At 58.3% G+C, this 13,331-nt stretch carries 14 protein-coding genes and 1 other RNA gene; 9 read left to right on the forward strand and 6 right to left on the reverse strand.

Annotated features, from left to right (window positions below; all coding sequences use genetic code 11):
* Window positions 1-28 precede the first annotated feature (28 nt).
* From BVL55_RS01445 to BVL55_RS01455, 3 genes are all read right to left on the reverse strand, one after another.
* Window positions 29-1,927 (reverse strand): extracellular solute-binding protein, encoded by a 1,899-nt coding sequence (locus BVL55_RS01445; RefSeq protein ID WP_075995412.1) that lies wholly within the window; start codon window positions 1,925-1,927, stop codon window positions 29-31.
* Window positions 1,924-3,801 carry an extracellular solute-binding protein gene (locus BVL55_RS01450; protein WP_075995413.1) on the reverse strand — a complete coding sequence of 626 codons (1,878 nt, stop codon included), beginning with the start codon at window positions 3,799-3,801 and terminating at the stop codon, window positions 1,924-1,926. Before BVL55_RS01450 ends, BVL55_RS01445 begins: the two co-directional genes overlap by 4 nt.
* A 167-nt stretch (window positions 3,802-3,968) precedes the next feature.
* Window positions 3,969-4,517 carry a c-type cytochrome gene (locus tag BVL55_RS01455; RefSeq protein ID WP_075997809.1) on the reverse strand — a complete coding sequence of 183 codons (549 nt, stop codon included), beginning with the start codon at window positions 4,515-4,517 and terminating at the stop codon, window positions 3,969-3,971.
* A 189-nt stretch (window positions 4,518-4,706) separates the two neighbouring features.
* Here BVL55_RS01455 and BVL55_RS01460 point away from each other — a divergent pair, with 189 nt between their 5' ends.
* Both BVL55_RS01460 and BVL55_RS01465 read left to right on the forward strand, forming a co-directional pair.
* Entirely contained in the window at window positions 4,707-5,435 is a 729-nt protein-coding gene (locus BVL55_RS01460) for a 3-deoxy-manno-octulosonate cytidylyltransferase (protein ID WP_075995414.1), read from the forward strand.
* Window positions 5,436-5,541: 106 nt separating this feature from the next.
* A complete protein-coding gene (locus BVL55_RS01465; RefSeq protein ID WP_075995415.1) occupies window positions 5,542-6,390 on the forward strand; it encodes a prephenate dehydratase in 849 nt (282 codons plus the stop codon).
* Here BVL55_RS01465 and BVL55_RS01470 read toward each other — a convergent pair whose 3' ends face one another.
* The 3 genes from BVL55_RS01470 to BVL55_RS01480 are packed head-to-tail and all read right to left on the reverse strand — an operon-like array spanning window position 6,391 to window position 8,453.
* Window positions 6,391-7,059, reverse strand: a complete 669-nt coding sequence (locus tag BVL55_RS01470) for an SDR family NAD(P)-dependent oxidoreductase (protein WP_075995416.1) — start codon at window positions 7,057-7,059, stop codon at window positions 6,391-6,393. It lies immediately after the preceding gene.
* Window positions 7,060-7,072: 13 nt separating this feature from the next.
* Window positions 7,073-8,032, reverse strand: coding sequence for an NAD(+) diphosphatase (nudC, locus tag BVL55_RS01475; protein WP_244530558.1), 960 nt, complete (start codon window positions 8,030-8,032; stop codon window positions 7,073-7,075).
* On the reverse strand, window positions 8,019-8,453 hold the full coding sequence (locus BVL55_RS01480; protein WP_156892376.1) for an HIT family protein: 435 nt from the start codon (window positions 8,451-8,453) through the stop codon (window positions 8,019-8,021). The genes nudC and BVL55_RS01480 overlap by 14 nt, the downstream gene beginning before the upstream one ends.
* Window positions 8,454-8,560: 107 nt before the next feature.
* On the opposite strand from BVL55_RS01480, the gene ffs reads away from it, so the two are divergent.
* From ffs to BVL55_RS01510, 7 genes are all read left to right on the forward strand, one after another.
* Window positions 8,561-8,656, forward strand: an RNA gene (ffs, locus tag BVL55_RS01485) — signal recognition particle sRNA small type.
* Between the two features lie 192 nt (window positions 8,657-8,848).
* A complete protein-coding gene (locus BVL55_RS01490) occupies window positions 8,849-10,726 on the forward strand; it encodes a DNA polymerase III subunit gamma/tau (RefSeq protein WP_075995418.1) in 1,878 nt (625 codons plus the stop codon).
* A gap of 51 nt (window positions 10,727-10,777) precedes the next feature.
* On the forward strand, window positions 10,778-11,101 hold the full coding sequence (locus BVL55_RS01495; protein WP_075995419.1) for a YbaB/EbfC family nucleoid-associated protein: 324 nt from the start codon (window positions 10,778-10,780) through the stop codon (window positions 11,099-11,101).
* 54 nt (window positions 11,102-11,155) lie between these two features.
* The gene (locus tag BVL55_RS01500) at window positions 11,156-11,452 is read left to right on the forward strand and encodes a hypothetical protein (protein ID WP_075995420.1); all 297 of its coding nucleotides are present in this window, start codon (window positions 11,156-11,158) and stop codon (window positions 11,450-11,452) included.
* Window positions 11,449-11,931, forward strand: coding sequence for a PIN domain-containing protein (locus tag BVL55_RS16330; RefSeq protein ID WP_156892377.1), 483 nt, complete (start codon window positions 11,449-11,451; stop codon window positions 11,929-11,931). Before BVL55_RS01500 ends, BVL55_RS16330 begins: the two co-directional genes overlap by 4 nt.
* A gap of 4 nt (window positions 11,932-11,935) precedes the next feature.
* On the forward strand, window positions 11,936-12,547 hold the full coding sequence (gene recR, locus BVL55_RS01505) for a recombination mediator RecR (RefSeq protein WP_075997811.1): 612 nt from the start codon (window positions 11,936-11,938) through the stop codon (window positions 12,545-12,547).
* Window positions 12,548-13,294, forward strand: a complete 747-nt coding sequence (locus BVL55_RS01510; protein ID WP_075995421.1) for a glutamine amidotransferase — start codon at window positions 12,548-12,550, stop codon at window positions 13,292-13,294.
* Window positions 13,295-13,331 lie beyond the last annotated feature (37 nt).

Consider the following 13,331-nt stretch of genomic DNA (forward strand, 5'->3'; position numbering starts at 1 on the left):
CCGCATTTTGAGCCTGCACTGCGTTCGGTCAGCGCAGTGCCTCGGCCTTCTCGCGATCAAGCCACCACAGCCTTTCCACCGGAAAGAAATAATCGGGCTTGGGTTCCTTCCAGCCGAATTCATCCCACATGGCGATGCGGTGATTCGGTGAATACCAATTTGGAATCCAGAAATGCTGGGCACGCAAGACCCTGTCCAGGGCTTTTACGGCCGTTATCAGGGCTTGCCGGCTGCCGGCCTGCTCGATGACATCAATCAGCCGGTCCACGGCGCCGTCGCGTATTCCAGGATAATTGCGTGCCCCCGGGCGGCCGGCACTATCGGAGTGAAAGAACTGTTTTAGCCCCTCGGCGCTTGGCGTTGCCCCGAAGGAGGCTGCAACGCCGACAATGTCGAAATCGAAACGCTCCAGCCTGGCCTGAAACTGCGAGGGATCGACAAGGCGGATTTCAGCAGCAATCCCGATGGTGCGCAGGTTCTCAACATAAGGCGCCAGCACCCTTTCGAAGACCTGCGCGCGGATCAGGAATTCGATGGTCAGCGGGTTTCCGCTCTCATCCACCAGCCTTCCGTTCTGCTTTTGCCAGCCGGCTTCCCGGAGCAGGCGTGTTGCGGTTCGGAGTGAAGCGCGGTTGTTGCCGCTGCCGTCGGTCTCCACCTGCCGTACTGCCTTGCCGAACACGCTTTCCGGCACCTTGCCGTCAAACGGCTTGAGCAGTTCAAGCTCCGCTTCGGAGGGGAGACCGCGTGCGGCGAATTCCGATCGCTCGAACATCGAGTGGGAACGCTCATAGGCACCGTAAAACAGGTTGCGGTTGGTCCATTCGAAATCAAAGGCAGCAGCAATGGCTTCCCGGGTGCGGGGATCGGCAAATTTCCCGCGCCGCGCATTGATCGCCCAGCCTTGCAGGCTGGGCCGGTTTTCGCCAGGCAGTTCAATGCGGACGACTTTCTTTTCCCTCGCTGCCGGAAAATCATACTCCGTTGCCCAGGTTTTCGAGGTGAACTCCTGCCGCCAGCGCACGACGCCCTTTTTGAATGCTTCGAAGGCAGGCTGCCGCTCACGAAAAAAATCGATCCGCAGCGTATCGAAATGATCGATACCTTTGGCAAAGGGAAGGTCCTTCGCCCAGTAATTTGCCACCCGCTCGTATTCGATGAACAGCCCCGTTGAAAAGCGGCTCACCTTCCAGGGTCCAGATCCCAGGGGGATTTCCATTACCTGGTCTTCAAGCGGAACTTTCTCGCAGAAGGCTTTGGAAAGGACCGGGACGGACTGCGCGACGGATAGAATGGCCCGGTCGGATTGTTCGCCGTTAAAGCGCAGTTCCACAGTGGCCTCATCCAGGGCAACGGCATCCTTCAGGTCCGCAAGATCGATGGACAGTTGCGGATGCCCCTTTTCCTTGATGGTCCGGTAGGAAAAAGCCACATCCTGCGCCGTCACCCGGCTGCCATCGTGAAAGCGCGCTTCAGGCCTTAGTTCAAAACGGTAGGCATTGCGGTCGGGCGAAATCTCCACCGATCCGGCCAAAGCGCAATAGATTGCGTCCGGCTCGTCCCAGGCCCAGGCCATAAGGGAATCAAAACAGTATTCCATGCGCGGCGGGGCCTCGCCCCTGAGCACGAAACTGTTTAGCGTGTTGAAGGTCTGGGTGTTCTGGTTGTAGTACCAGTAGGAGGGCTGAAAGGCGAAGCGCCCGCCCTTGGGCGCATCGGGCGCGGCGAAGCTGAAGTGCGAATAGTCCGGCGGATATTTCAGCTCTCCGAAAGAGGAAAGCCCGTGCAGCTTTACCCCGGTTGGATTGCCCGCAAGGGAAATGCCGGGAAGACTTGACGCCGCAAACAGTGCCGCGCCGCCCGCCGCCGTCTTGAGAAACTTCCGGCGAGTGAACGGCAGATGGCCAATTGGCACACCTGCCTTCATTGTTCGAGTTCCCGTTCTATGGCGGTGTCGATCCACACCGACCAGATGTCGAGACCGGAATAAAGCGGCTGGTTTTCGGGAATTTGCAGCTTGCGCCACCAGGCATACCACTGGTCCGGATTATGCCATTGCGGAATGGAGTAAAAGCCGAATTTCAGCAGGCGGTCGAGCGCCTTTGTCAGGGCAACCAGTTCCTCACGGTTTTCGGCAACGATAATGCGTTCCACCAATTCATCGATGACCGGGTCCGAAATGCCCGCAAGGTTGCGCCCGCCGGGCTTGTCGACAATGCCGCTGGTCCAGTATTCGCGCTGCTCATTGCCGGGTGACAGCGATTGCAGGGTAACATTTGTCACCATGTCGAAATCGTAGTTGTCGACCCGGTTCTTGTACTGTGCTGCATCAACGATCCTGAGGGAAGCCGTGATGCCCAGCGGGCGAAGCTTTTCGATATAGGGCAGAACGATGCGTTCATCCACCGGACTTCGTCCGAGGAATTCGATGGTGAAAGGATTGCCGTTTCCGTCGACCAGTGTTCCTCCGGAAATATTGTAGCCGGCTTGCCTGAACAGTTTCAGCGCCGCGCGCTGCATTTTGCGGGTATCGGAAGGCGATTTGATCACCGGAAGCGTAAACGGCTCGACAAATATCCGCGCCTCGATGCGGCCGCGGTATTCTTCAAGAATCTGCAATTCACGGCCCTCAGGCAAGCCTTCCGACTGCAATTCGCCGCCTTCGAAATAGCTGTCGGTTCTCGTGTACAGATCGAAAAACAGCGTCCGGTTCATGGTCTCGAAATCGTAGAGAAGCGTCAGCGCTTCACGCACACGCTTGTCGGCGAATTGGTCGCGCCGTGTGTTGAAGTAGAGTGCCTGATGGGCTTCAGGTCCTTCGGTGGGAAACGCCTTGCGCAACACATCGCCCTTCTTGAAGGCCGGGAAGATGTATTCTTCCGCCCAGCGCTGGGAACGGTTTTCTGCCCACAGGTCTTCGATGCCGCCCTTCTTGAAGGCTTCCCAGGCTGCGGTCTGGTCGCTGAAATTGACATAGCGGATTTCATCGAAGTTAAACCGCCCCTTGCGTACGCCAAGATCGGCCGCCCAGTAATCCTTCACCCGTTCCCAGGTGATCGACTCACCGACCTTCATCTCCTTGACGCGATACGGGCCGGAGCCGAGAGGGATTTCATCAAGCGGCTGGCTGATGTCGCGCGGTTTGCCGTCCGGCCCGTTCGCCGTCCACCAGTGTTTGGGCAATACCGGCAGATCGCCCATGATATGGGGGAGCTCGCGGTTGCCTTTGATGTCGAAGCGGAAGGTCACTTCCCGGTCGCCGGTTTTCTCCGCCGAAATCACATTGCGGTAATAGTTCGCATAAAGCGGCTGGACCGCTTTCAGTTTCTCCAGCGACCAGATGACGTCTTCCGGCGTGATCGGCTCTCCGTCATGCCATCGCGCTTTCGGGTTGAGCCGGTAGGTAGCCGAGGAGTAATCCGGCGGAAACCGGAAGGCTTCGGCAACCAGCCCGTAGGAGGCGCTCGGCTGGTCTACCGATTGCTCGAAAAGCGAATCCCAAAGGATGCCGCCGGTATAGCTGAGACCGGGTGCGGCGCGGCCCCGCACGACGAACGGATTGAAAGAGTCAAAGCCGCCGGTGGAAGCCTGATTGAACCGGCCGCCTTTTGCAGCCTTCGGGTTCACATGGTCGTAATGGGGAAAGCCGGCCGGATATTTCAGATCACCAAACAGCGTATCACCGTGCTTCCATGCAGATTCTTCGCTTGTGTCCTGCGCAAGGGCTGTGCAGGCCATTGCCAAGGCTACCGCAACAAGGGCGGCGAAACTAACGGTGAGCAGTCTTGCGGCTCTTTTCATAGGTGTTCTTATTCCTCCGTTCATGCAGCGCGGTACCCTTGCATGACTCTAGGTTTGTTGATGACATGAGGCAACAAAGGGAGGAGTCAATTTCCGGTGACGGTGCCTTCGGTCAACAAAAAAGCCGGGCAAAAACCCGGCTTTTAAGTGCATCGATATTGGGCCGGTCAGGAACCGGGCAGCGGCTCAGGGCTGTCGGCATGGGTGCGCAGCCAGCCAACAAGATTGGCGCGGTCTTCCGTCTTCTTCAGACCTGCAAAGCCCATCGCAGTGCCTTTGACATGCGACTTGGGCTTGAATAGGAAACCGTTGAGCTCTTCGTAGGTCCACGTTTTTCCGGCACCGTACTCTTTCAGCGCAGCAGAGTATTTGAAATCCTTTGCGGCGATCGGCCCTCCGACGGTGTTGTAGAGGTTGGGGCCGACCTTGTTGGCACCGCCACTCTCATATGTGTGGCAGGAGGCGCATTTTTTGAAAACCGCTTCGCCAGCCCCCAGGTCGGCACTTGCCAGAAGCGGCTCGATGGGATCGTAGGCAGGTCCGGCATCAGCCGTTTCGCCACCGCCGGTTTCCCCTTCCGCAGCCGCGATCTCATAACCGGCCTGTTCCGGCACTTCCGCATGAAACAGGCTTTCGCTGAGAATGGACAGGGAAAACAGCACGAAAACCGTGCCGAGAAAGACCATTGCCACCTGGTTGAAACGAAACGAATCCATCTTCATGAACCTCATTTATTCCGGCAAACCACACCGTTTACGGCATCAAGGTGCCGACGCACATAAATCGCGCAAACCACTAATCGGTTTGCGCACGACTTGCAACGCCTGTATTGGATCATCCAATGAGACTTTTTGCCACCGAAATGCGGGTTTTCCGCAATATACCGCCGGTCAGGCCGCATCGCGATGGATGACACACTCGTTCTGATCCCCGCCCGCATGGCATCGACCCGCCTGCCCGGAAAACCACTTGCCGACATCAATGGCAGGGCAATGATCCTTCACGTTCTCGACCGGGCGCGGGAGGCTGGCATAGGGCGCCCGGTGATCTGCACCGACAGCGCGGAAATCGCCGCGGAAGTGACCGGTGATGGCGGCGAGGCCGTGATGACCCGCAGCGACCATCCCTCTGGCTCCGACCGTATCCATGAAGCTCTGAAAGCCCTTGATCCTGGCGGCAAGGTGCGTTTCGTCATCAATGTACAGGGGGATTTGCCCACCATCGACCCGGCGCTGATCCGTGAAAGCGTGGCGCCGCTGAAGGAGGGGCAGGCCGACATCGCAACCCTGGCTACCGAAATTGCCGATGAGGCCGAGAAAACCAATCCGAACGTCGTCAAGGCAGTCGGAACACCAATCGGCGAAAACCGGTTGCGGGCACTTTATTTCACACGGGCAACGGCGCCATCGGGCGGCGGGCCGCTCTATCACCATATCGGGCTGTACGCTTACCGCCGTGCGGCGCTTGAAAAATTCGTTGCCTTGTCGCCTTCGCCGCTGGAGCGCCGTGAGCGGCTGGAGCAATTGCGGGCTTTGGAAAACGGCATGCGCATCGACATTGCGATTGTCGCAACAGCGCCGCTTGGCGTTGACACGCCTGAAGACCTTGAAAAGGCCAGGCTGGCCCTGGGCTGATTGAAGTTTTGCAGCCGGTTCACCTTGCATTGGCTCCGTGGAGATTGCCTCGCGGCCTGTTTGTCTCTATGCGGTCGGCAGGAAAAACACATGTCGGACTGAAACGATGAAAACGGACAAAACGCGCACCGGCAAGATCGGCTTTCAGGGCGCCCAGGGCGCCAATTCGGAAATCGCCAGCCGGCAGGTATTTCCGAAGATGGAGCCGTTGCCCTTCGACACGTTCGAGGACGTTTTCAATGCGCTGGACGCCGGCAAGATAAACCTCGCCATGATCCCGATCGAAAACTCGCTCGCCGGCAGGGTGGCCGACATCCACCATTTGATGCCCCAGCACGAAACATGGATCATCGGCGAGCACTTCCTGCCCATCCGCTTCAATTTGATGGCGCTGCCGGGCGTGGAAATCCGCGACATCAAGACAGTCTACAGCCACGTCCACGCATTGGGCCAATGCCGCAAGATCATACGCAAGCACCGCTGGAAGGCGGAAGTGGGCGGGGACACGGCAGGCTCCGCAAAGCTCGTTGCCGAACGCGGCGACCGTACCATTGCCGCCCTTGCTCCGGCGCTCGCGGCCGATATTTATGGCCTTGATACACTGGCAGCTGATGTTGAGGACGAGGCGCACAACACAACGCGGTTTCTCATTCTTTCCAAGAAGAAGGAACTGGCGCCGTCAGGCCGGAAGCCGGTGATCACCACTTTCCTGTTTCAGGTGCGCAATATTCCCGCTGCCCTTTACAAGGCGATGGGCGGATTTGCCACCAACGGTGTCAACATGACCAAACTGGAAAGCTATCAGCTCGGCGGCGCCTTTACCGCGACCCAGTTTTACGCCGATATTGAGGGTCATCCCGATGAAGTGCCGGTAAAAAACGCCCTGGAGGAACTGCAGTTCTTCTGCGACAAATTCCGCATTCTCGGGATTTATCCCAAGGATGGCGAGCGCTGATCACCACGCAAGCAGTTTGCGGTCGCGAAAGAACCCGCCCGTTGGCCCGTCTTTGCCGAGCGTTGCCAGCCAGATCGCTGTGTCCGCGCCCTCTTGCGGCGTACGCGGCGCAGCGCTCCCGCCCATGCGCGTATGCACCCAACCCGGGCACATGGCGTTGATCTTGATGGTTTCAGGCAGTTCACGGGAAAGCGCCAGCGTCAGCGCATTGAGTGCGGCCTTGTGCACCCCATAGGCGCCGGGCCCGCCGAGCCCCTGACTAAAGGCGCCCCAGTCAGAGGAGAGATTGACGATCCTTCCCCAGCCTGCCTTGCGCATGTGCGGTGCGCACAGCCGGCACAACTGATAGGGTGCTTCCAGTATCACCGCCAGTGATGTTGCCCAGTCTTCTGGATGGTCGATCATCGGCCGGTTGAACAGTACACCGGCATTGTTGACCAGAATGTCCACACCGCCGGTCTTTGAGAGCACTGCCTCAAACCTGTCTGCTGATTCAAGATCAAGATGAACGGCTTCCACGCCGGCTTTCTCCGCCGCCTGCCGGCCAAGTTCAAGGTCCCTTGCACCGATTATCACCCGGCAGCCCTCTGCCTTCAGCCCCTCAGCAATGGCAAGGCCGATGCCGCGGTTTGCTCCGGTGACCAGCGCCGTCTTGCCGGATACATCCATCAGCTCGTTTCTCCTACCCTGCTTCAACCCAGGCCTTGATCAGGGCATGGGCAATGGCCCGTGTCGGCGGGCACCTGACGCCTTCGGGATGCGTTTCGGCGATCATCTGGCGAACGTCCTGACGGGAAAACCAGCGGCAATCCTCCAATTCGTCCTGCTGAAAGGTGATGTTCTCCGACACCGCCTCGCAATGCACGCCGATCATCAGCGAGTGTGGGAACGGCCAGGGCTGGCTTGCAAAATAGCGCACGCGCCGCACCAAAACACCGGATTCTTCCAGGGTTTCGCGCCGCACCGCATCTTCAATGGTTTCACCCGGTTCCACAAAGCCCGCCAGTGTCGAATACCATCCTTCCGGAAAATGCGGCGAGCGGCCAAGCAGGCACTTGTTACCGCGCACTGCCAGCATGATGACAACCGGATCGGTGCGCGGAAACACCGTGTGATGGCATTTGGTACAGGAAATCCGATAACCGCCGATTTCGGTTCTGGTGGGGCTTCCACATCTGCCGCAGAAGCGATGCACGGATATCCAGTGCAACAGGCTGCCGCCCTGGGCGATCGCGCCCATGTCTTCTTCTCTCACCGAGGATGAATAAAGCAGGGAGCGGAAATCGTAGAGCCTGTAAGGGTCGGTCAGGCATTCTTCGGCAATCCTCGCCTGCAAGGCAATGCGCGGGCCGTCACCGACATGGCCAAGCAATACACCGTCTTGCGGTTTGCCGCCCCACCGGCGCGCTTCTTCAAGATCGAAAAGGACACGGGATTCTGCCCCCTTGTCGATCAGCACCTTGTTGCCGCTGTAAAGATAGAAACGGCATCCGGTTTCGGCCAGCGCTGCATTGAGCGTTGTTTCGTCCCTGTTCTCGGCATCGCGCACAAGCTCGTTCCGGCCAAAGCCAACGAAGTGGGACGGCTCGGGAAAGGCCGTGTTGAAAAACGGGTCGCTGGACAGCTTGTCAGGGGCGGGCACGAAGGGCTTTCCGGAAGGAGTCGATAAAGGCTTCAGCCTCCTCCTTGCCATAGGGCAGGGGCGTTTCAAACCCCCATACGGGCCCCGGCCAGTTGGCATCGCCCTCGCGCCTTCCCACCACATGCCAGTGCATCTGTGTCACCACATTGCCCAGGGTTGCGACATTGGTGGAGGTGCAAACGCCCATTTTCTTCAGTGCCCGGGAAATGTCCGCAAGATAATCGGAAAGTGCGGCCAGCCTGTCCTGCTGAACGTCATCGATATCCTGCACATCGCCGGCATGCGGCACCACGATGATCCAGGGCCAGCGGTTGTCGTTCATCAGCCGCGTTTGCCAGGCATCGCCTGAAGCGATGAGCATCGTATCGTTTTCCAGCCGCGGGTCGAGTTTCCAGGGCGCCATGGCGCCAACAACTATCACATCCAGCCTGCCGGAAAACAGAAATCAGCCCGTCCATCAGCATGTTGGCGGAGATTGATGGGGATGGCTTGCAATTTGCCTTTCGAAAGACGATATTCCGCCTTGGAAGGCTGGTGGTGGACGAGTTCCTCGCCAACCTGGTCAGGTCCGGAAGGAAGCAGCCACAACGAGTTTCTGCTCGGGTCACCTTAAGCCAGTCTTCCACCTTCAATTTCTCCTCTACAAACCGATGACGCACCGGTGCTCCGGCGGGATTGGCGTTTGTTTCTGCGGTTATCCCTGTGTACAGGCAGTTCGCCGCCGCCCCTGCGGTTTGCTCTCCCGTCATTTGCGGTATAGTGGCGCCTGAAGGCCGGGCGACCGGCTGAAGTTTCCCAAGGAATTATCGGGACGGCATGTCTGAAAAGAGCGAATACAGGGTTCTCGCGCGCAAATACCGGCCTCAGAGATTTGACGATCTCATCGGCCAGGAACCCATGGTGCGCACGCTTTCCAACGCCTTTTCCTCGGGCAGGATCGCACAAGCCTATATGCTGACCGGTGTACGCGGGGTTGGCAAAACCACAACTGCCCGCATTCTTGCCCGTGCGCTCAACTACAAGACCGATTCGGTGGATCAACCCGATATCTCGCTGGAAGCCGAAGGCGAGCATTGCCGCGCCATCATCGAAGGCCGCCATGTCGATGTCATCGAGATGGATGCTGCATCCCATACCGGCATCGACGACATTCGCGAGATCATTGAATCGGTGCAATATGCTCCGGCGCTGGCACGCTACAAGGTTTACATCATCGACGAAGTGCACATGCTCTCGCGCAGCGCCTTCAACGGCCTGCTGAAAACACTTGAGGAACCTCCCTCACACCTGAAGTTCATCTTCGCCACCACCGAAATCCGCAAGGTGCCGATCACCGTTCTTTCCCGCTGCCAGCGCTTCGACCTGCGCCGCATTGAGGCGGGCGACATGGTGGCGCACCTGCAGAAGATCACCGGGGCTGAAAACGCCGAAGCCGAAGGCGAAGCCCTTGGCATGATTGCGCGGGCGTCGGAAGGCTCGGTGCGCGATGCCCTGTCGATCCTCGATCAGGCAATTGCCCATGCTGATGGCAAGGTGACGGCCGACGGAATCCGCTCCATGCTTGGTCTTGCCGACCGCGCCCGTGTCATCGATCTGTTCGAGCATGTGATGAGCGGCAACATCGCGGCTGCCCTTACCGAAATGAAGAGCCAATATGATGTCGGCGCTGACCCCTATGTAGTGCTGACCGACCTTGCCGACTTCATTCACTACGTCACCAGGCTGAAATATGCCGGCTCCGCCGACGGGGCAGCGCTTGCCGGAAACAGCGCCGCCTTTTCCGAGGCGGAACGGGTGCGGGGAAAGGAGTTTGCCGGAAAACTCTCCGTACGGGTTCTTGGCCGCGCCTGGCAGATTCTGCTCAAGGGGCTGGCTGAAGTACGTGCCTCCGAGCGCGCGCTTGCCGCTGCCGACATGGTGCTCGTGCGCCTTACCCATGCCGTTGACCTGCCCTCCCATGAGGAGCTTGTGCGCATGGCATCTGAAGGCGGCAAGTCCGATGCGCCGCAGCCGGCAGCTTCCGCAGGAGGCGGCGAGGTACCGTCCGGCGGGCCGGGTGCTGCTGTTTCTGCAACCTCAGAAACCCGCCATGGACCGAACCTGGCCCCACCGGCCAATGCTCCCATTGCCTTTGCACCGCGTGAAGAAAAGCCGGCACAACATACCCCCCAGCCTGGCCGGAGCGGCAAAACCGCCGCCGACCCGCAACCCAGGCCTGAATTTCGCGAAGCCGGAGAGCCGCCGCTGGTTCTAGACGGGTTCGAGCAGCTGGTTTTTCTTGCCGAGGACAAGCGCGACATTCGCGTCAAACTGTTCCTGCGGCGCAATGTGCGTCTTGTCGCTTTCAAATCAGGCACCCTGGAGTTCAATCTTGTCGGCGATCCGCCGCACGAAATCCTGCAGCATGTCAAGGAACGGCTCGAACGCTGGACGCGGCTGAGATGGAATTTCATCATTTCCGACAAGGAAGGCTTGCCGACTCTTGAAGAGATCGAGCTTGCCGAAAAATCCAGCCAGATCGAGAAGGCACGCAGCCATCCCACTGTAAGGGCGGTGCTGGAAGCCTTCGAAGGTGCGCGCATTGTCGATGTGCGTATCCGCGAAACCGCTGACGAAGGCCTGCCTGCTGCCGGAGAGGAGGCGGGCGATGAACCCGCCAATGACGATGGCAACCTTGACGATTTCTTTGAATAAGCCCATCTGGCTTTCTGAAACACCATACCTTCAACAGCGCCGGAACCCGTCATGAAAGACATTCTCAACATCATGAAGCAAGCCAAGGAAATGCAGGCCAAGATGGCCGAAATGCAGGAAAGCCTGGCCGAAGTGGAAGCGGTGGGGACCGCGGGTGCCGGCATGGTGACGGTGACGCTTTCCGGCAAGGGCGACTTGAAGGCGGTCAGGATCGATCCTTCGCTGATCAAGGATGGTGAAGGCGAGATGGTCGAGGACCTCATTGTGGCAGCCCATGGCGATGCCAAGCAGAAAGCCGAGGCGGTAATGGCGGAAAAGACCCAGGAATTGACGGCTGGCCTGCCGATCCCGCCCGGCATGAAATTGCCGTTCTGATGATTTCGGATTATTCTTCACCGCTTGCTGGTATGCTTGGAATCGGAGATTGCAATGGACGTCAAAAAGGCAATCAAAATTGCGAAAACTTACGTGGCTGATATTTTTTCGGATGAGAAAATCGATCATCTGGGATTGGAAGAAACCGGGTTTGATGAGTCGAAGAATGTCTGGCTTATCACCATCGGCTTTGCCCGCAAGTGGAATCCCACGAAGATCGGTGGTGCATCGCTGCCCACGGTTGTCGGCCCAAACCCCTACGAGAATCGAACATTCAAGCAGGTAGCCATCGACGATAAGTCCGGGCGAGTTCTCTACGTAAAGGACCGGATATTGCGCGAAGCTGCATGAGTAAGAAGGATTTTGCCAAGCAGTCGTTGGTGATCGACTCCAACTTGCTGGTACTGCTTTTGGTAGGGAGGGTTCGGCAGCGGTATGTGGGGAGGCACCGTCGACTAAGAGATTTCACGGTAGCCGACTACGTGCTTCTTGAATCTTGGATAGCAACTTTTGACCGCTTAGTAACCTGCAGCTATGTTCTGGCTGAAACCTCCAATCTTTATCGTTATTGTGATGAACCATTGCTTTCCGGCCTACATGGCGCATTCGCGGATGTAGTTCACGCCGCTACAGAATTTACCCCTAATGCGGAAGTGGTAGTTGAGCATGTGGCATTTCCAAGGCTCGGTGCTACGGATGCTGCTTGTTTGTGCGCGCTGGAAGATAAGGGCGATCATGTTCTTTTGACGGCAGATGTAATGTTATATCTGGCGGCCTGTGAGTTGAGACTCAATGCCGTGAATTTCAATCATTTACGCAATGTTGGTTAGCTTCATGGCAAAATCCGTCACCGGCCCGGAGATCGAGCGCCTTATCCAGATTCTTGCCCGCCTTCCCGGACTCGGTCCCCGCTCGGCCCGCCGTGCGGCGCTGCATCTGATCAAGAAGAAGGAAAGCCTGCTCGAGCCGCTTGCTGTTGCTGCCCGCGATGCAGCCGAGCATGTGCGCCTTTGTTCGACTTGCGGCAATGTCGACAGCGCGGACCCCTGCACGATTTGCACCGATCCGCGCCGCGATGCTGCAACGCTGGTGGTGGTGGAGGATGTTTCCGATCTTTGGGCACTGGAGCGGGCCAGCGCCATCAACTGCCGCTACCATGTGCTCGGCGGAACGCTGTCCCCCCTTGACGGTATCGGCCCGGACGACCTCAACATTTCCGCCCTGATAGACCGTATCACGCAGGCAGGTTCGTCCGTCGCCGAGGTCATCATTGCGGTCAATGCCACGGTCGAGGGGCAGACCACCGCCCATTACATTACCGACCGGCTGGAAGGCGTGGACATCAAGATCACCCGCCTTGCCCATGGCGTTCCCGTTGGCGGCGAACTGGATTATCTCGACGAGGGCACGCTCTCTGCCGCCATCAAGAGCAGAAGCGATTTTTAGATGGCAAAACAGACAAAGCCCTTTCTGGTTCTGCAGCTTCGCCCGGAAACCGAAGCCTCCGACAACGAGTTCGAAGCAATTGTCAGAAAATCCGGCTTGCCGCCATCTGCTTTCGATCGCCTGCGGCTGGAACAAAACCCGTTGCCAGGAACATTCTCGCTTGATGACTATGCCGGTGTGATCGTGGGCGGCGGACCGGGTTGCGTTTCCGATCCGCCGGAAGAAAAGTCACCGGTCGAAAAACGCATCGAGGACACCGTGCTGTCTTTGATGCCGGAAATAACAACACGGGATTTTCCCTTCCTTGGCTGCTGCTACGGCATCGGCATTTTGGCGCATCATCTTGGCGCGCCGGTCGCCAAGGGGCGCTACAGTGAACCGGTCAGCGTCACCACCGCCCAGCTTGAAGAGGCGGGGAGCAACGACCCGCTGCTGGCCGGTCTGCCGCAAACCTTCGATGCCTTTGTCGGTCACAAGGAATCGGTGCAGGCCCTGCCGCAAGGCTGCGCCCACCTTGTTTCCTCGCCTGCCTGCCCCTTTCAGATGATTCGTTATGGCAAGAGCGTTTACGCCACGCAGTTTCACCCCGAGGCTGATGGCGATGTCTTTGAATTGCGGATCAACATCTACCGTCATCGCGGCTACTTCGATCCGCAGGAAGCCGACACGCTGATTGAGGCAGCCCACAAGGGTAATCCGCAGCACGCGGCAAAAATCCTGCGCAACTTCGTAGTCCGGTACGGTTGAAACGGGGTGTTTGTCTCCGGCTATGATTGGCGGGGCT

It is taken from the genome of Salaquimonas pukyongi (assembly GCF_001953055.1).
Lineage (GTDB): Bacteria > Pseudomonadota > Alphaproteobacteria > Rhizobiales > Rhizobiaceae > Salaquimonas > Salaquimonas pukyongi.

Coding starts and splice junctions, on each gene's coding strand:
- BVL55_RS01465 (WP_075995415.1), top strand. CDS start 5,542: ATGAAAACGGACAAAACGCGCACCGGCAAGATCGGCTTTCAGGGCGCC.
- BVL55_RS01455 (WP_075997809.1), bottom strand. CDS start 4,517: ATGGATTCGTTTCGTTTCAACCAGGTGGCAATGGTCTTTCTCGGCACG.
- BVL55_RS01445 (WP_075995412.1), bottom strand. CDS start 1,927: ATGAAGGCAGGTGTGCCAATTGGCCATCTGCCGTTCACTCGCCGGAAG.
- BVL55_RS01490 (WP_075995418.1), top strand. CDS start 8,849: ATGTCTGAAAAGAGCGAATACAGGGTTCTCGCGCGCAAATACCGGCCT.
- BVL55_RS16330 (WP_156892377.1), top strand. CDS start 11,449: ATGAGTAAGAAGGATTTTGCCAAGCAGTCGTTGGTGATCGACTCCAAC.
- BVL55_RS01500 (WP_075995420.1), top strand. CDS start 11,156: ATGGACGTCAAAAAGGCAATCAAAATTGCGAAAACTTACGTGGCTGAT.
- recR (WP_075997811.1), top strand. CDS start 11,936: ATGGCAAAATCCGTCACCGGCCCGGAGATCGAGCGCCTTATCCAGATT.
- BVL55_RS01510 (WP_075995421.1), top strand. CDS start 12,548: ATGGCAAAACAGACAAAGCCCTTTCTGGTTCTGCAGCTTCGCCCGGAA.
- BVL55_RS01470 (WP_075995416.1), bottom strand. CDS start 7,059: ATGGATGTATCCGGCAAGACGGCGCTGGTCACCGGAGCAAACCGCGGC.
- BVL55_RS01450 (WP_075995413.1), bottom strand. CDS start 3,801: ATGAAAAGAGCCGCAAGACTGCTCACCGTTAGTTTCGCCGCCCTTGTT.
- BVL55_RS01460 (WP_075995414.1), top strand. CDS start 4,707: ATGGATGACACACTCGTTCTGATCCCCGCCCGCATGGCATCGACCCGC.
- BVL55_RS01495 (WP_075995419.1), top strand. CDS start 10,778: ATGAAAGACATTCTCAACATCATGAAGCAAGCCAAGGAAATGCAGGCC.